The organism is Mesorhizobium sp. WSM4814, assembly GCF_055811595.1.
The window spans coordinates 18,616-40,715 of the sequence record NZ_JBVVQT010000021.1 but is presented as its reverse complement, the minus strand read 5'-3'; the positions used below and the strand labels follow the sequence as shown (position 1 = coordinate 40,715).

Sequence of the window (22,100 nt, the reverse complement as noted above, 5' to 3'; positions counted from 1 at the left end):
TGGGTTGGTTCACCCCAAGCCGATGCGCCTAGCGCCTTGCCGGAACAGGGCTGCGGCGTCCGGCTCGAAGCGGAAGGTGCCGATGAAATCGTCGGCACAGTAGTTCGGCAGCGTCTTGCGGATGGCGGCCGCGAAAGTGCGGGCCTCGTCAAGCCGCCCCGCCAGCGCAAGGCAGTGCGCCGCGATCGCCAGGATAATGGCATGCGCGTTGGGACGGGCGGCGGCCTTCAGCGCCCATTCGGCGGCCTCGTCGAACTGCCCGAGGCGGACATGCGCCATCGCCCTGGCGCCGAGCATGCCGAACAGCAGCGGATCGAACGGACTTAGATGGCGCGAGTGATCGGATGAACCGATCGCCGCGTTCGGATCACCCGACTGCGAGTGGACAAACGAAAGCGCGTAGTGGCCGAGCGCAAAGTTGGGGCTGAGATCGACGGCCCGTTCCAGCTCGATGAGCGAGCCGTCCTGCTCGCCGCGTAACCACAGCGCCCGGCCCATGGCCCAGTGCGCGGCCGGATTGTGATCGTCGACCAGAAGACTTTGGCCGGCGGTCTCGAAGGCGAGCGCGCTTTCCTGGTCGCGGTCTCCCCAGCGCTGAAAGGCGTTCTGCCAATGGGTGAAGGACAGGCCGGCATAGGCGCGGGCGAAGGTCGGATCGAGCTTCAGGGCCATGTCGAAGAAATGCCGGGCCTGCTCGTTTTCCGTGCGGGTGAAGCGATACATGTGCCAGAGGCCGCGATGGTAAGCCTCCCAGGCATTCAGCGAGCTGGGGGCTTTCAGCATGGCGCGGTTGCGCTCGACCATCTCGATCTCGGCCGAGATCGACGAGACGATGCTGTCGCCGATGTCGTTGAGGACGGCAAAGATGTCGTCGGGCCTGCGTTCGAAGGTGTCGGCCCAGACGATCCTGGCCGTGCGCACCTCGACAAGTTCGACGCTGACCGCGACACGGCCAGCCTGGCTGCGCACCGTCCCGGTGGCGACGTAGTCGACGTTGAGTCGCCGGCCGGCATCTTCCGGCGCGATGTTCTTTTCGGCCAGCGCAAAGACTGAGCCGCGGGCGATGACGAAGAAATCCCTGAGCTTGGCTAAACGGGTGATGATGTCGTGGGTCAGGCCGTCGGCCAATCCACCGCGAAAGGGGCCGCCGCGAGGGCCGCCGATCCCGGCTTCCTCGATAAACGGCATCACCGCGAGCGACGCCTTCGACGTAGCAGTATCGGCATGGGGAAGCACAATTGACGCTTGCACGGCTGCCGGCAACAGCGCCGGCTGCGCCCGGAGCGTCGCGGCAGGTCGTTCGCTGCGGATCGTCCGCCATGCCTCACGAACGGGTCCGAAATCCAGATCCTCCGAAGCAAACAGCTGCGCCGCCGAGGCAAGATGGTCCTCGCAGGCGGCGATCTGGCCGCGTCGCGCCAGGCTTGTCAGAAGAGCCACGTGCGCGCGCTCGTCGAACGGATTGAGTTCCAGCCATGTCTCCAGATGCGCGGACATTTCGTCGGCATCCGCCGGCAGCTTGCTGACCAGCTGTTCCAGAATGGCGGCGTGCCACGAGCTGAAGCGGCGGCGTTGCGCGATAAGCCAGCTGTTGAAATGCGGGCTGCGGTCGATCTCCAGCCCGTCGAGGAAATCGCCGACAAACAGGCTGGACAGGGCCTGCAACCGCCCAAGATCGAGCGTCTCGATGCCGCTGGCGGCGGCCGAGGCGACATCGACGGCGTCGACGGAAATGCCCTTCAGATCGAGCGCGACCGTGTCGCCTGATGTTTCGATCCTGTGGCGATCCGGTTCGTCAAAAATGCCCCTGAGCTTGCTGAGGCACCAGCGAAGCTCGCCGCGGGGATCGTTCGGCACATCCCACAAAAGTTCGCACAAACGGCTGCGGCCGACGGCATGCGGCGCGAGCGCCAGATAGGTGAAGAGCGCGCGCAGCTTGCGCGATGCCGGCAGTTGCACGGGGGCGCCGTCGCGGATGACCGTCAGCGGCCCGAGCAGCCGCACGGACAGCCCGGCCGCTGCGCCGTCCAGGCTCGATCGAGCGGATTCCACGTGCGTTTCCACGCTTGCTCCCACGCTGGCCAGTTGTCCTTTGCTTTACCATCGAAAGCGATCGAGTGCATCCGGCAACGAATTTTCCGCGCCGGTTGCCGGCATTGCCACCGTTCCGGGCCGCGTTGGCGGCACCGGAACCGTACTGCGGCAAGGTCTCGAAACCTCGCCGCCCAAGCCGCCGGTTTGTAACCGGTTCGTGACGACGACACCTCGTGACGACAACAATAAGGGGAGAGCAGACATGTTGCAGCAACGGAAAATCAGGACTACGGCCGGGCGCGGCCGCCTGTTCGACAGCATTATCGACACGGTCGGCGACACGCCGGTGATCAGGATCAACAATCTCGGCCCCGATCATGTGACGATCTATGTGAAGGCCGAGTTCTTCAATCCGGCGGCATCGGTGAAGGACCGGCTGGCGCTCAACATCATCGAAGAGGGCGAGCGCAGCGGCGCCCTGAAACCGGGCCAGACCATCGTCGAGGCGACCAGCGGCAACACCGGCATCGGGCTGGCCATGGTCTGCGCGCAGAAGGGCTATCCGCTGGTGGTGACGATGGCCGACAGTTTCTCCGTCGAGCGCCGCAAGCTGATGCGCATGCTGGGCGCCAAGGTGGTGCTGACGCCGCGCGCCCAGAAGGGTTTTGGCATGTACAACAAGGCGGTCGAACTCGCCGAGGCGAATGGCTGGTTCCTGGCCCGCCAGTTCGAGACCATCGCCAATGCCGCCATTCACGAGGCGACGACGGCGCGCGAGATCATCAACGACTTCGCCGGATCGCGGCTCGACTGCTTCGTCACCGGCTACGGAACCGGCGGCACCGTCGTCGGTGTCGGGCGCGTGCTGCGCCGCGAGCGTCCCGAAACCCGGATCGTGCTGGCCGAACCTGCCAACGCCCAGCTCATCGGCAGCGGCAAGGCGCAGCAGCGCGGCGCCGACGGCGCACCCGCCGCCAGCCATCCGGCCTTCGAGCCGCACCCGATCCAGGGCTGGACGCCGGATTTCATTCCCAACGTCCTGCAGGAGGCGGTCGACGCCAGCCTCTACGACGAGGTGGTGCCGATTGCCGGGCCCGAGGGCATCAAATGGGCCAAGGCGCTGGCGCAAAAGGAAGGGATTTTCACCGGCATCTCCGGCGGAGCGACCTTTGCCGTGGCACGCCAGATTGCGGAAAAAGCTGCACCCGGCTCGGTGATCCTGTGCATGCTTCCCGACACCGGCGAACGCTATATGACGACGCCGCTGTTCGACGGCATCGAAGCCGAGATGGACGCCGAGGAGATCGCGCTGTCGCGCTCAACGCCAGGCTGCCAGTTCCCGGCCGAATAATTGCGCATCGGGAGCAACGCGGATGGACGCCATGCTGAAAGCCGCCGGCACTGCCGGTATGGTTGCCGAAGAAACGCTCGATCCGGTCGACTGGGCCGATGTGCAGGCGCTGTCACACCGGATCGTCGACGACGCCGTCGACTATCTGCGCGATGTCAGGCAACGCCCGGTGTGGCAGGACATGCCGGCGGAGGTGAGAGAATTTTTCGCAGAGCCGCTGCCGCAATCGCCTCAACCGCTGGCCCAGGTCTATGGCGAGGTCGCCCGCAACGTGATGGCCTACCCGATGGGCAACATCCATCCGCGCTTCTGGTCCTGGTACATGGGGTCGAGCAATTTCACCGGGGCGCTCGGCGATTTCCTGGCGGCGGTGCAGGGCTCCAACCTCGGCGGCGGCAACCATGCCGCCGCGCTGATGGACAGCCAGGTCGTCGACTGGTGCAAGCAGATGATGGGCATTCCGCAATCAGCCAGCGGCACGCTGGTCAGCGGCGGCTCGATGGCCAACATCATTGGCCTGACCGTGGCCCGCAACGCCAGGGCTGGCATCGACGTGCGCGAGCATGGCGTTGCCGCCATCGACAAGCCGCTGCGTTTCTATGGCTCGGACCAGCTTCACTCCTGCCATCGCAAGGCGATGGAGGCGCTCGGCCTCGGCAACCGCGCGCTGCGCCGCATCCCGACCGATGCCGGATTGCGGATCGACATCGACGCGTTGCGGGCGGCGATCACTGAGGACCGCCAGGCGGGTTTTCGGCCGGCCTGCGTGATCGGCACGGCCGGCACCGTGAATACCGGTGCGATCGATGATCTGCAGGCGCTGGCAAGGCTGGCGGCGCAGGAAGATCTCTGGTTCCATGTCGACGGCTGCATCGGCGCGCTGATCGCCATCGCGCCGGAAAATTCCCACCGCGTTGCCGGCATCGAGCACGCCGACTCGATCGCGCTCGACCCGCACAAATGGCTGCACGCCCCTTTCGAGGTCGGCTGCGTGCTGATCAGGGACGCCGCGACCCATCGCAGCACGTTCGCTGTGACGCCGGAATATCTCGAATCGACGCCGCGCGGCCTCGCCTCGGGCCAGTGGCTGCATGATTTTGGCCTGCAGACGTCACGCGGTTTTCGCGCGCTGAAGGTGTGGATGGCGCTGAAGCAGCACGGCATCGAGAAATTCGGCCGCCTGATCGACCAGAACATCGCGCAAGGACATTATCTCGGCGCGCTGATCGAGGCCGAACCGCTGGTGGAACTCGTCGCGCCACCGAGCATCAACATCGTCTGTTTTCGCTACCGTGGCGACGGGCTGACGGGAGAGCGGCAGAAGGCGCTCAACACCGAGATCATGCTGCGGCTGCAGGAAGACGGCATCGCCGCCCTTTCGGATACGACGGTGCACGGCCAGCATTGCCTCAGGGCAGCGATCAACAACCACCGCACCCGGCGCGACGACCTGGATTTGCTGGTGCGGGAGACGGTGCGGCTTGGACGGGAGGTTTCAAGGCGTGGCGCGGCTCTGCCTTCTCCCCTTGTGGGAGAAGGTGGCCGCGAAGCGGCCGGATGAGGGTGTTCCAGCTTGGCACCGCCGCACTCCATCCAGCACCCCTCTTCCGTCTTGGCGCTGCGCGCCAATCCACCTTCTCCCACAAGGGGAGAAGGAAAGACCCGCGATCACGCCTCGAGCCAGACCTTGTCGAAATGCTGCTCCAGAGACTGGTGCTGCTCGCAGCCATGCACGCCCTTGCGGAACGTCCGGTAGACCGAGCGCCAGTAGGGCTGGATGATGATGCCGGAGTCGCGCAGATTCTGCTCGATCTTGGCCATGATCTCCTTGCGCGCACTGGCGTCGGGTGTGGCCAGCGCCTTGTCGAGCAAGGCGTCGAACTCCGGATTGGCGTAGGCGGTCTCGTTCCAGGCAGCGCCCGATCTGTAGGCCAGCGCCAGCACCTGGACGCCCAGCGGCCGGCCGAGCCACTCGGTGCAGGAGAAAGGATATTTGCTCCAGTCGTTCCAGAACGTCGCCGCCGGCAGCACGGTCCGTTTGACCTTCAGCCCGGCGTCGCGCATCTGCGCAGCGATGGCGTCGCCGGTGTTCTTCTGCCAGTCGACATCGACGGAGATGAGCTCGTATTCGTGATCGGACTTGCCGGCCTCGGCAAGCAGCGCCTTGGCTTCGTCGACATTGCGGACGGCCGGGCCGATATCGGCGTATTCGGCATGCATCGGGCCGACATGATGGTTCTCGGCCGGCTTGCCGCGGTCGTCCATGCCGATCTTCAGGATTGCGGCATTGTCGACGGCGAGCTGGGCGGCGCGCCGCACCCTGATGTCGCCATAGGGCGGATTGCCGACGTTGAAGCGGGCGACGATGGTCGAGCCGGTGGCAAGCTCGGAATTGCTAAGACCCATGGCGTCGGTCTGCGAGACGGTATCGGCGGCGGTTTCGTGGTTGGTGTCGATCTCGCCCGATTCGAAGGCCGAAAACATCGCATTGGGATCGGAGCCGTAGTCGACCCATTGGATGCCGTCGAGCCAGAAGTCGCCCTTCCACCACGGCTTGTCCTTGCGGCGGACCTCGGCGCCGACCTCGGCGTCCCATGCCACCAGTTCGCAAGGTCCAGTGGTGATCGCCAGGGCCTTCAGCGGATCGCCGTCGCCGTCGTAACTGCGGTGCATGATCAGCGCCGGATAGTCGGTCATGCCGGCAATCAGCGAAATGTCGGGCTTCGGCAGATTGAGCCGGACGGTAAAGTCGTCGACACGCTCGATGCCGCCGTCGATCGGCTTCTTGGTGGCGGCGTCGACCAGCGCCCCCATCCGCTCGGCGACCGAATTGCCGGCAACGCTCGCATCGCACCAGCGCGTCAGGTTGTGGACGACGTCGTCGGCGTTGAAAGTGTCGCCGTTCGACCAGGTGATGCCCTTGCGGACGTGCAGCGTCAGCACGCGGGCGTCGTCGCTGGTCTCCCAACTCTCGAGCAGCCACGGCTCGAAGGTGAAGTCGCGGTTCCAGCGCACCAGATACTCGTTGCAGTGGCGGGCAACATTGGACATTTCGACGCCGTCGAAGGTGCGCGGGTCCTTCCAGCCCTTGACGTTCATGGCGACGCGCAAGACGCCGCCGCGCTTCGGCTCCTGCGCCCTGGCCGGTGAAGGCGCGAGGCCGCCCAGCGCCAGCGCGCCGGCGACGCCGACGCCGAGTGCTGCCATGGTGGCGAGATATTCGCGCCGGTTCATGCTGCCTTTTTTAAAACCGTCGGCGACGGGCTCGGCCTGCGGATGCAGCGCTCTGTCGGTCAGCATCAACTTCATCGTTGAATCCTCCCTGTCGGGGGGCCGGGGGGGGGCGGCGGGGGGGGGGGGGGGGGGCCGGGCGCGCGGCCGGCCGGGGGGGGGGCGGGGGGGGGGGGGGGGGGGGGGGGGGGGGGGGGGGGGGGGGGGGGGGGGGGGGGGGGGGGCGCGGGGGGCCCCCTTGGCCATAGGCGATGATAGTGCGGGATTCAGCGGGGAAGTGTTCGGGTTTCCGCAGGCGTTGTGCGCTGTTCCGCAGAGGTGGAAGCGGGGTGCTTGTAAGGCCCCCTCATCCGGCCCTTCGGGCCACCTTCTCCCCGGCGGGGAGAAGAGGCTGGCACCGGCGTGGCGATCTCTTCTCCCCTCGGGGAGAAGGTGGCCGCGAAGCGGCCGGATGAGGGGGCATTCGCGGGTTCCCTACAACCACTCGCCCTTGCCGAGCGTGGCGATGGCGGCGACGATGCGGGTGAAGGCTTCGCCGGCCCGCGGCAAGGTATTGCGGGCGCGCAGGAAACTGTGGACGGGGCGCGACTCCTCGTACCACCAGGCGCGGCAAAGCGTCAGAGTTCGTCATATAGCCGGGCGGCGTTTTCATAGGTGAAGCGCAAAGGCACCGAGCCCACGACCTGCCATGCATCGACCGTCTCGCCTGCCATCAGCCGGCAGGCGCCGTCGGTGGTTGTCACGGCGCCGCCATAGAGCCGGTTGGCAAGGTTGAGGATGGCGGTCTGGTGCATCGCCGTGCTGCCGCTGCCGCAGGCGTCCTTGACCAGCAGCACGCGAAAGCCTGATGACACCGCATCCCTGACGGTGGCGTCGATGCAGGCCTCGGTCCATACGCCGGCAACGACCAGCCACTCGATGCCTTCGGCCTTTAGCCGGCCGGCGGCAGGGCCCGCACCGAAGGCGCTGGCCTCGGTTTTGACCAGCATCATCTCGCCGGCGACCGGCGCCACTTCCGGACAGATCGCCGTCAGCGGATCGTCCTTGTCGGAGAAGGCCGACCTGCCATTGGCATCGACCGGATGGAACCGCCGCGCCTCCCTGGTGAGATCGACGATATAGGCCGAATGGTAGAGCAGCACATCGTTGGCCCGTGCCGCCGCCTGCAGGCGCTGGACGTTGGCGAGGATGTCGGCGAAACCCTCGACCAGGTAACGCTTGTCCTGCCGATGCTCCTCCTGGAGGTCGACGAACACTGCGGCCACCGTGCCGCGTTTGATCGAGACCGGACCCTTCATGCGGACACCTGAACGAAAGCATGAGCGCTGCGGTTAGTCCCGAGGATTTGCGATACCGCACCTCGATTGGTGGTGGATGCCGGGATCAAACTTCTTTCTCCAGAAAATCGTCCTCATAGGGAAAGCGCGACAGAAGCTCGGTGCCGGTTTCGGTGACCAGGATCTCGTCCTCGAGCTTGACGCCCTCGCGTCCGCCTTTCTCGCCGATATAGCTCTCGACGCTGACCACCATGCCGGGCGCGACAAACCCGTCGCGGCCATAAGTCTCGTAGTCCATGGCGTGCGCGATGAACGGCGTCTCGCCATGCATGCCGACGCCGTGCATGACAGACGTGTAGCGCTGGTCGACGAAGCGGTCCGGGATCTTCCAGGCCTTTTCGGCGATCTCGCGAAACGCCATGCCCGGCCTGACGATCGAGATATTGTGCTGAACCTGGTCGTGGGCCATGCGGTAGAGCGATTTCTGATAATCCGTCGGCTTGCCCGGGCCGCAGCGGAAGGTGCGCGAGAAGTCCGAATAATAGCCGTAGCAGCCGATCGTATCGGTATCCAGCGCCAAGAGTTCGCCGGGCCTGATCTTGCGGCCGCTGGCTTCGTTGAACCACGGATTGGTGCGCTGGCCCGAGGTCAAGAGCCGGGTTTCGATGAACTCGCCGCCCTGGCGGATCACCTCGTGATACATGATGGCGAACAGGTCGTTCTCGGACACGCCGGGCTTGATCGCCTCGCGCACCGCATAGACGGCCGCCTCGGCGCCGGCCATCGATACCTGCAGGCATTTTACCTCTTCGGGCGTCTTGACCGCCCGCACGGCGAGGATCTCGCCCTGGCAATCCCGGACCTCGCAGCCGCGCTTTTCCAGCGCCAGCGCCTGCAGATGGCCGCAGCGGTCGAGGCCGAGCTTCATCGAGCCGCCGCCATGCGCCTTGAGCAGCTCCGTGATTTCGTCGGCGAACGGGCCGGCGGTCTCGTCGTCGCGGCCCGACACCGAAGACCACACCAGCCTGGACGGCCGCGCCTCGTCGATCGTGTCGAGCACCATCGAGACATGATAGCTCTGTGGATATTCGAACAGCACGACCGGCCCTTCGGTCGGGATGAAGAAGTAGCGCGTCGAGTTGCGCAGAAAGTAGCCGAACATGTTGCGCGAGCCGGTGGCGTAGCGCTGGTTGTAGGGGTCGAACAGCACGACGCCGCCATAGCCGGCCTCGCGCATCCAGGCACGCAGCTTCGCCAGCCGGCCTTTGCGCAGCGCGTCCGCATCGATGAAGGACGGCTCGGTGTCGGACAGCCACATGCCGCCGGCCGGATCGGCCGCCGCCGGGTGGCGCATACGGTCCTTGAAGTCGACGTCCTCAGTGCTGTCGGGGTCGAAAACGACGATGCTCACGGGTGCCTCCTGGAAGAGGCCCTGAACATAGCGGTGCGCCGCGATGAGCTTGTGCGGGATACCGCAGATGTTGTGCGAGATACCGCTTGAAGTCGTTCCGCGGCGCTCTACGGCGCCCCCTCTGTCCTGCCGGACATCTCCCCCTCAAGGGGGAGATCGGCCGTCATCACCGCTTTCGAGAATTTCTACCGTCGCAGGAAGAGCGGAGCATCGAAGCTGCCAATCTCTCCCCTTGAGGGGGAGATAGCCGGCAGGCCAGAGGGGGGTGGGCGGGAACGCGGCGCGGCCTGGTTAGCGCCCTAATGCCGCCGCATCACCTTCGGCGCATGCCCATGCTCTTCCCGGAACGCCCGCGCAAAGCTCGACATCGAAGCAAAACCGCAGGCGAGCGCCACGTCGCGCACCATCAGTGTCGAATGCGCCAAAAGGTCGGCGGCGCGCTTCAGCCGCAGGCGGCGGTAATAGCCGTTGGGTGAGACGCTGAGCTCGGAGCGAAAGTTTCGTTCGAGCTTGTCGGAGGAGACGCCGAGCTTTTCCGCCAGATCAGCCATGCCGAGTCGCTCCTCCACCGCATCCTCCATGATGGCGATGGCCGCCAGCACCAGCTCGTTCTGGACGCCGGTGCGCAGCCGCAGCGGCATCAGCTTGCGGTCGACGCTGGAGCGCAGCGGGCTGTGCACGAACCATTCGGCGACGCCGGCCGCGAGTTCGGCGCCATAATCTGATGTGATGATCTCCAGCATCATGTCGAGGCTGCCGACGCCGCCGGCCGAAGTGAAGCGCTTGCGGTCGATGACATAGAGATCGCGCCTGAGCTCAATGTCCGGAAACGCCTCGGTGAAGGCCGCCTGGCTGGTCCAGTGCAAGGTGCAGGCATGTCCGTCGAGCAGGCCGGCCCGCGCCAGGAAGAAGGCAGCATCCGCCACCGCGCCGATATGGGCGCCGCCGCGCTGGCTCCTGCGGATCCAGCTCACCGCGTCCTCAGCCACGAGATGATCGGCATCGCCGCCCGAGCAGACGACGATGCGGTCGACCTTCGGCGCATCGCCGGCGAAAAAGCCGGGCTGGATGACGACCCCGTTCGAGGCCGCGACCGGGCCCTCAGCGGCGCCGACGATGATCCAGCGGTAGCATTCTTTCTTGGCCAGCACGTTGGCCGCGCGCAACGGCTCGATCACCGAACTGAACGCCATCATCGGAAAGCCGGGGAAGACCAGGACCGCGAAGGTGAGCGGAGTGTCGGTGGCAATCGGTTGGTGGCGCTCGCGAATGGTCATGGCTTCAACCGGCCTGTCGGCAATTGCAGGAAGTTACAATTTCGCCAGATGCAGCGGAGGTCAACGGCTATCATACAGGTCCCAGAACAACCGCTTCAGGTTTGCGCTGCCGGCATCGGTGATTGATCGCCTCAACATCGGTTGAACGGTTTTCGATTGCAGAAGCGAGTGCCCCAAGCTCCCCTCACCCCAGCGCCTGATCCAGATCCGCAATCAGATCATCGCCATCCTCGATCCCGGCCGACAACCGCACCAGCGAATCGGAAATCCCGATCTCGGCCCGCTTCCCGGCCGGGATCGAGCCATGTGTCATCAGCGCCGGGTGCTCGATCAGGCTTTCGACGCCGCCGAGGCTTTCGGCCAGCGTGAACAGTTGCGTGTGTTCGAGGAAGCGTTTGGTGCCGGCGAGGTCGCGGTCGAGCTCGACCGTGATCATGCCGCCGAAGGCGTGCATCTGCCGCCTGGCGATGGCGTGCTGCGGGTGGCTGGGGAGACCGGGATAGATGACGCGGCGGATGTCGGGGCGGCTTTCCAGCCAGTGCGCGATCTTCTGGCCGTTCGACGAATGGCGCTCCATCCTCAGCGCCAGCGTCTTGAGGCCGCGCAGCGCCAGGAAACTGTCGAACGGTCCGGAAATGGCGCCGATGGCGTTCTGCAGGAATTTCAGCCGGTCGGCGAGATCCTTGTTGTCGCCGACCACGGCGACGCCGCCGACCATGTCGGAATGGCCGTTGAGGTATTTCGTCGTCGAATGCACCGATATGTCGATGCCGAGCTCCAGCGGCCGCTGCAGGTAGGGGCTGCAAAAAGTGTTGTCGGCGACCGAGAGCACGCCTTTGCGCCTGGCCAGGGCTGCGACCGCTTCGAGATCGACAACGCGCAGCAGCGGATTGGTCGGCGTCTCGACCCAGAGCAGCCTGGTTTCCGGGCGGATCGCCGCTTCGACCGCGGCCAGATCGGTGAAGTCGACGAAGTCGACCTGCAAATTGGCCGAGCGCTTGCGCACCCGCTCCAGCAGCCGGAACGTGCCGCCATAGATATCGTCGGTGGCGACGACATGGGCGCCGGAATCGAGCAGTTCGAAGATCGTGGCGATCGCCGCCAGCCCCGAGGCGAAAGCGAAGGCGGCTGCGCCGCTTTCGAGATCTGCCACCGCGCGCTCGAAGGCAAAGCGGGTCGGGTTCTGGCTGCGGGCGTATTCAAAACCCTTGTGCACGCCCGGGCTCTGCTGGCCATAGGTCGAGGTCGCATAGATCGGCACCATCACCGCGCCGGTCGTCGGGTCGTGGCTCTGGCCGCCATGGATGGTGCGCGTCGAGAAGGCCAGGCGGTTGCTGCCCGATACGGTGGCTTTGATGGTCATCTTGCGCGGCGCCTCAGATGGTTGATCAGGTCGATGCGGGTAATCAGGCCGATGAATTCGTCGCCGTCGAAGACGATGGCGACCTCGTTGCGGTCGAACACCGGCAGCAGCGCGTCCAGCGTCTGGCTGGCCTGCAGCGTGTGCAGATTGGCGGTCATCGCCGTGCGCACCGGGGCCTTGAAACGGTCCCAGCGGCTGTCATAAGGGCCTTCGACGTGGGCGAGGATATCGCTTTCGTCGACGATGCCGACCAGCTTGCCGTCGTCCAGCACCGGCAGCTGCGAGACATCCGAACGGCGCATGCGGCCATAGGCGTTGAGCAGGCTTTCGTCCGGGCCGACAGACACGATGTCGCCGGTGCGGTGCGTGCGCATCACCAGGTCGCGCAAATCGCCATGCTGCTCGTGCTCGGCGAGGCCCTGCTCGATCAGCCAGAAATCGTCGAACACTTTCGACAGATATTTGTTGCCGCTGTCGCAGACGAAGGTGACGACCCGCTTCGGCACGGTCTGCTCGCGGCAATAGCGCAGCGCTGTCGAAAGCAGCGTGCCGGAGGACGAGCCGGCGAGGATGCCCTCCTTGGAGAGCAGGTCGCGCACCGCCAGCATGCTCTGCTTGTCGGGGATCGAGTAGGCCTTCTTGACCAGCGACAGATCGGCATTGGGCGGGACGAAATCCTCGCCGATGCCCTCCACCGTCCAGCTGCCGGCCTCTTGCATCTTGCCGGTCTTGATCAGGGGCGCCAGCACCGAACCGACCGGATCGGCGAGGATCATCTCGGTCTTCGGCGCGGTTTTTGCGAAATAGCGGCCAAGCCCGGTCAGCGTGCCGCCGGAGCCGACGCCGACGACCACTGCATCGACGTCGCCGTCGAGCTGCGAATAGATCTCCGGACCGGTCGTGGTTTCATGGGCGTCCGGATTGGCCGGATTGGCGAACTGGTTGGCATAGAAGGCGCCGGGCAGTTCGGCGGCGATCCTTTCGGCCATGTCCTGATAATATTCGGCGTGGCCCTTGCCGACATCGGAACGGGTCATGCGCACTTCTGCGCCGAGCGCCCGCAGATGCTGGATCTTTTCGCGCGACATCTTGTCGGGCACGACCAGGACGATGCGGTAGCCCTTGGGGATGCCGACCTGGGCGAGGCCAAGGCCGGTGTTGCCGGCGGTCGCCTCGACAATGGTGCCGCCGCGCTTCAGCTTGCCCTGTTTTTCGGCGTCGGCGATCATCGACAGCGCAATGCGGTCCTTGATCGAGCCGCCGGGATTCTGGCTTTCGAGCTTGATGAACAGCCGGCACTTGCCGATGTCGAATTTGGTCAGCTCGACAACCGGCGTCTGTCCGATCAGGTCGAGAACCGATGCATAGGGCGGACGCAGGCGGGACATTTCCCTGTCCGGGAGGGCGATCTTGTGCACGCTCATGCTGATGCTCCATGGTCAAGCGACCGCCTTGGGCAGGCTGTCAGCCTATCTTCTTTTCCAGCCGTTTGCAGTCTGAAAGAAGATAGATCGTGCCAATCCATTGGCCAGACGGGGAATGGGATTCCGGTGGGGCCGCTCCGTCACGCCAATCACGATAAGGTCGCGGGACAGCACCGCCGTAGAGCGCCGACCTCACCCCAGCAACCGCTTCCCCAGCCTTGCACATTGCACGCGAATATCCGGTATGGCGTCGATCTCGAAGAAGGTGCCGCGGGTCAGTGGCCCGACCGCCAGGATCTTGGCCGAGACGGTGCCGTCGCTGGCGATGACCTCGCAATTGTCCGATACGTCGAGGCCAAGGCGCAGCGGATCCGGCCGGGCCAGCCCGCGGTCGACCAGCGACCGCACCACGCTGTTCGACGTTGTCGAGATGTCCCTGGCGATGCCGGTGCAATCGTAGATGCGGGCGACGTCGAACGTCTCGATGTTTTGCGTGTGGCGCGACTGGACCTGCACGCTGAATTCGTCGCCCGCCGTGATGCCGACGACGCGCCCGGCGACAAGCCGGATGCGGCCCGACTGCACTGCCTCGGTGACACGGCCATGGACTTCCGGCGCCATGCGATGGCGGTGGATGTCCCACCACGCCTTGGTGTGCTCGACGAAGCGGCGCTTGGCCGAAGACGGCCAGTTCTGCCAGATCTTCTGGTTAAACGGCCTGAGACCGTCGACGACGTCGCGCCAGTCGATGCCGGCCTTCTGGTTTTCCCGGATCAGGTCGCGGAACCAGCCGACGAAATAGGAAAGCTGGGTGCCGAGCGGAATGTCGGCGACGTCGAGCTTGATCGGATTGCCCTTGCGGTGTGGCGAAGGCAGCAGGCCGCGCCGCGACACCGCAATAATCTCGCCGCGATGGCCGCGTTGTTCGAGCGACAGGAAGGCATCGACCATGCTCAACCCCGTGCCCAGCACCAGGACCCGGGCTTCCCCGTCGAGCACGGTGTCGGCCTCCGATCCCATCCTGATCGCATGGCCGTGGCCGGCACCTGGCTCCTCGTCATGTCCGGTCGCCAGCACGGCAAGGTGGGCGACGACGCTGGTACCGTTGGCCAGCGCCACCTCGACCCCGGACCCGGTCGGCGAGATCGACAGGCTCTCCTCGCGGATCAGGCGAAGACGCCCCGTCTCGCGGGCCTCGAGCTCGTCCAGCAGTTCCTTCAGATAGCGGGCGTAGACGCTGCGCGGTGCGTAGACCGGCGCCTGCTCTGGCGTTGCCAGGCCGCGCTCAAGCAGCCAGCGCCAGAAATTGCCGGGGTCGTCGGCATGGGCGCTCATGCCGGCCGCGCTGACATTCAGCACATGCGCCGACAGCAGCGTGGAATAGGCGATGCCCTGGCCGAAATGCGGGCGCTTTTCGATCAGCGTGACACGCAGATCGGGATTGGGCGACTTCAACAGATGCGCGGCAAGAACGACGCCGCTGGCGCCGCCGCCGACGATAATGATCGAACTTGGGACAATCGAATTTGCGCGGCCGGTCATGCGCGCACCAATTGCCTGAGGAGCCGTCCGTTCCGGCTCAGGCCTGGATTTTCAACGCAGCCGAAAGGTCGTCGTCGCCGGCGATATCGCGCATCTCGGCGAGGCTGCGCTGATCCAGCACCTCGGCGATCGCTTGCCGGACCTCCAGCATCAGATGTCGGACTTGGCATGTCGCCTCGTTGCAGTCTTCACAGCGCTGATACCGGGTGCGGCTGGCGCAGGGAATTGGGGCAAGCGGCCCGTCGAGCACGCGCACGACGTGGCCGATCTTGATTTCATCCGCCGGCCGCGCCAGGCGGTAACCGCCCTCCTTGCCCTTGCGGCTCTGGACAAAACCGGCATTGCGCAGTTCGCCGAGGATGGCGTCGAGAAATTTCTTCGGGATGTTGTTTCCGGCGGCGATATCGCCGACGAAGGCGAGCTGACCAACCGGCAGCCGCGCCAGATGGACGAGCGCCTTGAGGCCGTACTTGCCCTTTTTTGTGAGCATAGACCGAACGTTTCTCTGTCATGCGATGGCGAAGGGCCACCGGTTGCGAAACGCCTGGCGTGCGTCCCCACCGCGTCCGCGTCCAGGCTTTCAAGACACGTAAATTCTAGTGACATGATATACAAGACGGGCACCATTGATTTTGCTTGATTTTCAAGCCGCTGCGACGACTTGCCGGACGTTCTTTACTCCTGAAGCCGCGAGGCACGCCAATGGCGACAGCCGGCGCTCGGCACTCATACGGGTGATCGCCGCGATATGGACATCGCTCATCGTTCTCCCAATTCCTGTAAAGTCGATAAGACTACTATACTTAGCCGCGATACAGGAACCGGTTTTCAAATCGTCGGCCATTCGCAGCATTCATTTGCCGAAGCTGCGCGCAAAACAGGAAATGTGTGTTTGCGGCGGGCCGCGCATTCGCCGGTCGACCGAAACGTCGCCAGGGCCGTTCGAGTGTCAGGGGAGCGAACGGTTCGCCCACACCAGCCCGCCCAGGCCAACCAGCGCGGTGACGATGCCGATATAGAGCCATTGCGACTGGCCGGTCATGAAGCTGCCGCCGACGAGGCCGATGCCCTGCAGCGACCACAGCGCACCGATGGCGAGCACAATCAGCGCCAGCAGATTCTTGATCAATCTCATCGTCGGAATTCCTTTCCCAAGTTGATCGCCAATTCCGCTATGACCGCGATGGCAAGGCGAAAGGAAGCGACCCGATCGCTGTCACATCTATTTGCATAATAAAGCCGGGTCTTGCCGGAAACGCCCCGGTGCTGGTGCGAAGACCACCAGACATACATCGGCGCAATCCCGACATTCCATGACAGACTGTTTCGCGCCGACTCCAAACGTGTACTATTGTCATGGAACCGCCAGACGACTGCCGCATTTGGTGCCACATTCCATCCGTAACGGCCGGGTCTGTCAAACGGAGCCCCTTGCCACAGATGAAGAAACCCAACCGGACCGCGCTTGTCGCGGCGGCGATAGCGGCTGGCCTGATGGTCGGCGTATCCACCTCCCCTGCCGCCGCGCAATGCGGCCGCGCCTCCTGGTACGCGCTGACCTCGAAGACCGCTTCCGGCGAGCGGATGAACCCGTCGGCGCTGACCGCCGCGCACCGCACCTTGCCGTTTGGCACCAGGCTGAAGGTCACCAACCGCAAAAACGGCCGCAGCGTCGTCGTGCGCATCAACGACCGCGGCCCGTTTATCAAGGGTCGGGTGATCGACCTGTCGAAGGGCGCCGCGGGGCGGCTCGGCTTCATCAGCTCAGGCCATGCTGCTGTGTGCACCGACCGCGTGTGAATGGCCGCTCCGCTTTGCGGCCAGGCGGATGAGGGGCAGCGCAAACCTGAAGCGATTGCCCTTGCTCTCTCTCCGGCACCTTTCGCAGTTGCACAATAAGCCGGCTGCCGCCGTTCAAAACCGATTTTCAACGCCTTAGACAAAAGTATAAGCATAAATCAATTCAATTGACGTATTGCATCGCAGCAGTTTGTTGTTAACCTTTGCGCGAGAGATTCAAGGCTCGGCACTGCTGTCGTCCCTTCGGTCGCAGCAGCGGAGTTCTCGATGTTCTACCAGCTCTACGAATTGAACCACGCCGCCGTGCAGCCGGCCCGCGTCTATGCCGATGCGGTGCGGATGTTCTACACCAATCCGCTCAATCCGTTTGCGCACACGTCCTGGGGCCGTTCGGTCGCGGCGACGGCCGAATTGTTCGAGCGCACGACGCGCCGCTACAGCAAGCCGCAGTTCGGCCTGACCAGGACCGTCGTCGACTGGAAAAGCGTCGCTGTCACCGAAAAGACGGTGTGGTCGCGGCCGTTCTGCAATCTGCTCCGTTTCGAGCGGGCGGTTCCCGCCGGCCGCCGGCCTGATCCGAAGCTGCTGATCGTGGCGCCGATGTCCGGCCACTACGCGACGCTGCTGCGCGGCACGGTCGAGGCGATGCTGCCGCATGCCGACGTTCACATCACCGATTGGGTCGACGCCCGCATGGTGCCGATCAGCGAGGGCAGCTTCGACCTCGACGACTATATCGACTACATCGTCGACATGCTGCATGCGCTGGGCCCCGACACCCATGTCATGGCGGTGTGCCAGCCGTCGGTCCCGGTGCTGGCGGCGGTGGCGCTGATGGAAACGCGGGGCGACCCGTTCGTTCCCTCGACGATGACGCTGATGGGTGGGCCGATCGACACCCGCCGCAATCCGACTGCGGTCAACCTTCTGGCCGAGGAAAAGGGCACCGACTGGTTCCGAGACAACGTCACCATGCAGGCGCCATGGCCGGTGCCGGGCTTCGGCCGCGAGGTCTATCCCGGCTTCCTGCAGCTTTCGGGCTTCATGAGCATGAATCTCGACCGCCACATCATCGCCCACAAGGACTTCTTCATGCATCTGGTGAAGCATGACGGCGACAGTGCCGAGAAGCACCGCGACTTCTACGACGAATATATGGCGGTGATGGATCTGACAGCGGAGTTCTACCTGCAGACGGTCGACACCGTGTTCGTCCGCCATGCTCTGCCCAAGGGCGAAATGATGCATCGCGGCGTCGCCATCGATCCCGCCGATATCCGCAATGTTGCGCTGTTCACGGTCGAGGGCGAGAACGACGACATTTCCGGCCTCGGCCAGACCCAGGCCGCGCACGACCTCTGCATCAACATCCCCGCGGACAGGCACGCCCACTACATGCAGCCGGCGGTCGGCCATTACGGCGTCTTCAACGGCTCGCGCTTCCGCTCCGAAATCGTGCCGCGCATCGTCGACTTCATCACCAGCTATGGCCGCCAGACCCGCGTTGCGGTGAGGCCGAAGCTGGTTCGCACCGCCAAAAAGTAAAGATGTCCCGGATGGCAGCGGCCTTCAAGTCGACCTGTTGCACAATAGCCGCGCTTTCGGCCGCGCGGGTAACCATATCGCAAAACTGGCCGTTGGTATAATTGACAGGGACTGTAGATCGCCCTTAACGTTTCATTAACAACAAGGGACGAGGGGGACAATGATTTCCTCACCAATGGCGAGAGGGCTGCGCGTGTGCGCCCTGTTAGGGCTGGCACTTGCGACAGGTTGGTCTACGGCGGCTTCGGCGGCCGGGCCAATGGCAACCGGCGGCCCGACATCGCAGCCGATCGGCCATTACGATTTCTGCAAGACCAGTCCGGCCGAATGCTCGATCCACCCGGGCAATCTCGCCCCCGCCACCATGACAGGCGCGCTCTGGCGCAAGATTCTCAGCGTCAACGCCAGGGTCAACAACGCCGTCAAGCCGATAAGCGACATCGACATTTACGGCAAGGACGAGGTCTGGGCCTACCCCGTCAGGGGCGTTGGCGACTGTGAGGACTATGTCCTGGAAAAGCGCCGCGAATTGAACCGCTTGGGCGTGTCCTATGCCAATCTTCTGATGACCGTCGTGCGCAAGCCGGACGGCGAGGGCCATGCCGTGCTGACGGTGCGCACGAGCAAGGGCGACTACGTCCTCGACAATCTCGACGGAAAGGTCCGCTCATGGGACCGGACCGGCTACCGCTTCCTCAAGCGGCAGGCGATCGACAATACCGGTCGCTGGGTATCGATCCGTGATGGCCAGCCGGTTCTGGTCGGCGCGGTCCAGTAAGGTTTTTGCAAGCGACCACTGGATCGCTGCGTTTCGCGTTACCTGTTCCAGGCGTTTGCGCTGCCCTCACCTGCCTGCCGGCATCCTCTCCCCGTATAGGGACGGGGAGAGGGGTGCTGTCATTGACGATTTCGCCAATCGCCGGCGTTGCAGGCCACGTTCGCGATCAGCCTCTTTCTCCCCGTTTACGGGGAGAAAGGCCCGGCAGGGCAATGAGGGGCGGCGCCAACATCGACAATTGATCGCCTCCACACGAGTCGGGCAAACTCTACGTCCGCCCCAGCGCGGCGCGGATCGATGCGGTGATGCGGCGAAGCTCCGCCTCGTCTAGTTTTTCGATGTTTTCGGCCAGGACATTGGCAAGCTCGGTGGCGGCGGGGCTGAGGCCCGACGTGTCGAGTTTTACCCGCGGGTGCGAGGTCTCGGCCAGCCGCGCCAGTTCTTCGGCATCGTCCCAGATGACATTGAAATAGCCGATGATCTTCTGGATCAGCGTCCAGGTCGGCGCGCCGCGGCGGCCGTGCTCCAGCGCCGACAGATAGGCGGCGCTGACGCCGATCGCCCTGGCCATGGCCTTTTGGCTGACGCCGCGTTCGCTGCGCAGGGCGCGAAGCTTTTCGCCGAACGGGGTCACAAGTCCATCCTCGTCGGGTGCATTCTCATGCGCGCATCCGCATCAGCGCGTGCGCCGCAGGCGGATATAGAGCGCGCCCGAGCCGCCATGCTTGCGGGCGGCGTGGTCGTGGCTGGAGACCAGCGGTCTGAATGCGGGTGTCGACAGCCAGGCCGGCACGGCGCGCCGCAAGATGCCGTCGCCGCCGGACGAGGAGCCCTTGCCGGTGATCACCAGCACATAGCGGATGCCGCCGGCATGCGCCCGGTGCAGGAAGGAGAACAAAAGCGAATAGGCTTCGTCCTGGCTCAGGCCGTGCAGATCGACGCGGCCTTCGATCGGCAGCCGGCCCTTCGACAGTTTTTCCAGCGTCGGCTCGTCGAGCGCATGCGAAACATGCTGCGTCCTGGCTTTCGTGGCCGCAGCAGGAGCCATCGCCTGGTCACGCAGCATTGGCTTGGTGTCATCAGCGATGTCCGGGCCAATATCCGGGATGTCGACGGCGGCCTTGCCCTTCAGCGGCTTGGCGGTGCGCGCCACCAGGTTCCACAGGACCCGATCGTCCTCGCTCAGCCTGTCGATGCGCCGGGTCATCGCCCCGCTCCCGGCACAAGCCGACGCGGGATCAGCGCGTAGAAATCGGCGGGGTTGCGGACAACGCCGGCGATCTCGCCGGCCGCATCTCCCGTACCAGTGAACAAATCGCCACGCGCCTGGCCGGTGATCGCCGAGCCGGTGTCCTGCGCGATCATCAGCCGCCGAAACGGCTTGTTGTCGAAAGCGGTCAGCGACGGCCCATCGATGTAGAACGGCGTGCCGAATGTATGCAGCAGACGGTCGACAGCGACGGAGCGGCCCGGCGTCAGCGGCACCTTTGCGGCAGCGATCGGCCCGAGTTCCGGGTCGTCGGCCGCCGCCGCCTCGCTGGCGGAAATCTCGCGGAAAAAAATATAGGAGCGGTTGCGCCACAGGATCTCGTCGATGCGCTGCGGATGCGCCTTGAACCAGGCGCGGACCGACTGCATGGTCACCGCTTCGAGCGGGATTTCGCCTAGCTCACTCAGGATCTTGCCCGGTCCGGTAAAGCGCTGGCCGGATTTGGCGGCATAGGTGACGCGGCAAAGCCGGCCGTCGGTCATGGTGAGCCGCGCAGAACCCTGTACGTGGATGAAGAAGGCATCGACCTTGTCGGCGAGCCAGGCAATTTCCAAACCCTTGCCAGCCAAACCCTTGACGAGCGCGCCGCGCTCGATCTCGCCGCGGTCGAAATACTCGACCGGTCCGTCCGGCGTGGCGCGGCCGAAGGCGAGATAGGGATCCATGCCGACCGGCCGGTTGGCATCGTCGATGTCGACGAGATCGGCCGGACGTGACAGCAGCGGCACCGTAAATCGTTCGGTTCGCAGCGGCGAAGCGTCGACCACCGGTTCATAGAAGCCGGTGACGAAGCCGGCGCCGCCGCTTTCCGCCGCTATGTGCACCGGGATGAAATGCCGCTCGAAGAAGGCGCGGGCTTCGCGCCGGTCGGTTGGCGAAACGGTGCGGGCTGCAGCATAGGCCTCGGTGAAGGCATTGAAGTCGACACCGAGCCCGCCGGAGCGATAGGGTTTCGCCAGGACATGAAAAGCCGAACGCCGGAAAGCGGCGAACGCAGCCAGATGGTCGTCCTTGTCCCAGCCGGGCAGATCGTCAAAGGATGTTTCGCGGAACGCCTGAGAAAGCGACACGACAGACCCCGCCGTGGTCCGGGCTCAGTCTTCTTCTTCGGTGGCGACGAGCTTCCAGTTCGGGTCGCGCGAGCGCGTATCGCGGGCGAAGGTCCAGACGTCCTTGACCTCGGCGACGGTTTCGGGATCGCCGTCGATGACGGCGCCGGCCTTGTCGCGCGTTGCCGAAATCAGTTCGCTGACGATGCGCAGCGTGATATGCGCCTCGCTGCCCTTCATCTCGGCGGAAACGATATCCGCCTTGTCGATGCCGACGAAGGAGGACTGGATCTTTTCCGACTTCGCCTCGCGGTCGCCGATCGCCGCGACAAAGCCGTCATAGACCTCGCGCGACAACAGGTTCTTCAGCGTCTTGCGATCGCCATCGGCATAGGCCATGACGATCATTTCATAGGCCATCTTGGCGCCGTCGACGAAGGTCTTGGGGTCGAATGCCGGATCATTGTCCTTGATCGCGCGCAGGCCCTTGTTGAGATCGGTGTCAGGCTTGGCGAAGGCGTCGATCGCCGCATAGGCGTCGATTGCCGGCTCTCCGGGCGCTCGCTTGCGCGGCAGCGAGACCACATTCTCGGGTTTTTGGGCGTCGTCGCGGGTGCGGCCCGCCGTATAGGGATCGAACGGCGGGCGCTCGCTGCCGGTGCGGCGGCCGAGCACATTGCGCAGCTGGAAAAAGATCACAACCGCCGCAACCAGAAAGAAAATCGTGCCGAAGTCGAAGAATCCCATA

General features: G+C 64.7%; 19 protein-coding genes. 5 read left to right on the top strand and 14 right to left on the bottom strand.

Annotated elements, in window-relative coordinates; all coding sequences use genetic code 11:
* Positions 1-9: 9 nt before the first annotated feature.
* Entirely contained in the window at positions 10-2,052 is a 2,043-nt protein-coding gene (locus AC0L2V_RS25370; protein ID WP_473521521.1) for a BTAD domain-containing putative transcriptional regulator, read from the bottom strand.
* Positions 2,053-2,296: 244 nt separating this feature from the next.
* Here AC0L2V_RS25370 and AC0L2V_RS25365 point away from each other — a divergent pair, with 244 nt between their 5' ends.
* Together AC0L2V_RS25365 and AC0L2V_RS25360 are read left to right on the top strand one after the other, a co-directional pair.
* Entirely contained in the window at positions 2,297-3,385 is a 1,089-nt protein-coding gene (locus AC0L2V_RS25365; RefSeq protein WP_473521520.1) for a PLP-dependent cysteine synthase family protein, read from the top strand.
* A gap of 22 nt (positions 3,386-3,407) precedes the next feature.
* Entirely contained in the window at positions 3,408-4,946 is a 1,539-nt protein-coding gene (locus tag AC0L2V_RS25360; RefSeq protein WP_473511803.1) for a pyridoxal phosphate-dependent decarboxylase family protein, read from the top strand.
* Positions 4,947-5,053: 107 nt separating this feature from the next.
* Here the strand turns inward: AC0L2V_RS25360 and AC0L2V_RS25355 are convergent, their stop codons facing one another.
* The 9 genes from AC0L2V_RS25355 to AC0L2V_RS25315 all read right to left on the bottom strand — a co-directional run bounded on the left by AC0L2V_RS25355 (position 5,054) and on the right by AC0L2V_RS25315 (position 16,045).
* On the bottom strand, positions 5,054-6,694 hold the full coding sequence (locus tag AC0L2V_RS25355; protein ID WP_473521519.1) for an ABC transporter substrate-binding protein: 1,641 nt from the start codon (positions 6,692-6,694) through the stop codon (positions 5,054-5,056).
* A 539-nt stretch (positions 6,695-7,233) separates the two neighbouring features.
* Complete coding sequence (locus AC0L2V_RS25350) at positions 7,234-7,914, bottom strand: isochorismatase family protein (protein ID WP_473521518.1); 681 nt, start codon at positions 7,912-7,914, stop codon at positions 7,234-7,236.
* 85 nt (positions 7,915-7,999) lie between these two features.
* Positions 8,000-9,304: a M24 family metallopeptidase gene (locus AC0L2V_RS25345; RefSeq protein ID WP_473521517.1), complete on the bottom strand. Its 1,305-nt coding sequence runs from the start codon at positions 9,302-9,304 to the stop codon at positions 8,000-8,002.
* 299 nt (positions 9,305-9,603) lie between these two features.
* Entirely contained in the window at positions 9,604-10,581 is a 978-nt protein-coding gene (locus tag AC0L2V_RS25340; protein WP_473521516.1) for a GlxA family transcriptional regulator, read from the bottom strand.
* A 184-nt stretch (positions 10,582-10,765) separates the two neighbouring features.
* Entirely contained in the window at positions 10,766-11,944 is a 1,179-nt protein-coding gene (locus AC0L2V_RS25335; RefSeq protein WP_473521515.1) for a cystathionine gamma-synthase, read from the bottom strand.
* Positions 11,941-13,368 carry a pyridoxal-phosphate dependent enzyme gene (locus AC0L2V_RS25330; RefSeq protein WP_473521514.1) on the bottom strand — a complete coding sequence of 476 codons (1,428 nt, stop codon included), beginning with the start codon at positions 13,366-13,368 and terminating at the stop codon, positions 11,941-11,943. The genes AC0L2V_RS25335 and AC0L2V_RS25330 overlap by 4 nt, the downstream gene beginning before the upstream one ends.
* Before the next feature lie 192 nt (positions 13,369-13,560).
* A complete protein-coding gene (locus AC0L2V_RS25325; RefSeq protein WP_473521513.1) occupies positions 13,561-14,910 on the bottom strand; it encodes an FAD/NAD(P)-binding protein in 1,350 nt (449 codons plus the stop codon).
* Between the two features lie 37 nt (positions 14,911-14,947).
* Entirely contained in the window at positions 14,948-15,400 is a 453-nt protein-coding gene (locus AC0L2V_RS25320) for an RrF2 family transcriptional regulator (protein ID WP_023802671.1), read from the bottom strand.
* A gap of 459 nt (positions 15,401-15,859) precedes the next feature.
* Positions 15,860-16,045 (bottom strand): hypothetical protein, encoded by a 186-nt coding sequence (locus AC0L2V_RS25315; protein ID WP_023802672.1) that lies wholly within the window; start codon positions 16,043-16,045, stop codon positions 15,860-15,862.
* Positions 16,046-16,350: 305 nt separating this feature from the next.
* Here AC0L2V_RS25315 and AC0L2V_RS25310 point away from each other — a divergent pair, with 305 nt between their 5' ends.
* The 3 genes from AC0L2V_RS25310 (at position 16,351) to AC0L2V_RS25300 (ending at position 19,033) form a co-directional block, all read left to right on the top strand.
* Complete coding sequence (locus AC0L2V_RS25310; protein WP_473521512.1) at positions 16,351-16,710, top strand: septal ring lytic transglycosylase RlpA family protein; 360 nt, start codon at positions 16,351-16,353, stop codon at positions 16,708-16,710.
* Between the two features lie 267 nt (positions 16,711-16,977).
* A complete protein-coding gene (locus AC0L2V_RS25305) occupies positions 16,978-18,255 on the top strand; it encodes a polyhydroxyalkanoate depolymerase (protein WP_128171021.1) in 1,278 nt (425 codons plus the stop codon).
* A 160-nt stretch (positions 18,256-18,415) separates the two neighbouring features.
* On the top strand, positions 18,416-19,033 hold the full coding sequence (locus AC0L2V_RS25300; RefSeq protein WP_091592049.1) for a transglutaminase-like cysteine peptidase: 618 nt from the start codon (positions 18,416-18,418) through the stop codon (positions 19,031-19,033).
* A 268-nt stretch (positions 19,034-19,301) separates the two neighbouring features.
* On the opposite strand, the gene AC0L2V_RS25295 is transcribed toward AC0L2V_RS25300, so the two are convergent.
* The 4 genes from AC0L2V_RS25295 to AC0L2V_RS25280 are packed head-to-tail and all read right to left on the bottom strand — an operon-like array spanning position 19,302 to position 22,099.
* Positions 19,302-19,667 (bottom strand): helix-turn-helix domain-containing protein, encoded by a 366-nt coding sequence (locus tag AC0L2V_RS25295; RefSeq protein WP_023802676.1) that lies wholly within the window; start codon positions 19,665-19,667, stop codon positions 19,302-19,304.
* Between the two features lie 42 nt (positions 19,668-19,709).
* Positions 19,710-20,240: a Smr/MutS family protein gene (locus AC0L2V_RS25290; protein ID WP_473521511.1), complete on the bottom strand. Its 531-nt coding sequence runs from the start codon at positions 20,238-20,240 to the stop codon at positions 19,710-19,712.
* The gene (mltA, locus tag AC0L2V_RS25285) at positions 20,237-21,373 is read right to left on the bottom strand and encodes a murein transglycosylase A (RefSeq protein WP_473521510.1); all 1,137 of its coding nucleotides are present in this window, start codon (positions 21,371-21,373) and stop codon (positions 20,237-20,239) included. The genes AC0L2V_RS25290 and mltA overlap by 4 nt, the downstream gene beginning before the upstream one ends.
* Before the next feature lie 24 nt (positions 21,374-21,397).
* A complete protein-coding gene (locus AC0L2V_RS25280; protein ID WP_023802679.1) occupies positions 21,398-22,099 on the bottom strand; it encodes a Tim44/TimA family putative adaptor protein in 702 nt (233 codons plus the stop codon).
* Position 22,100: the final 1 nt, after the last annotated feature.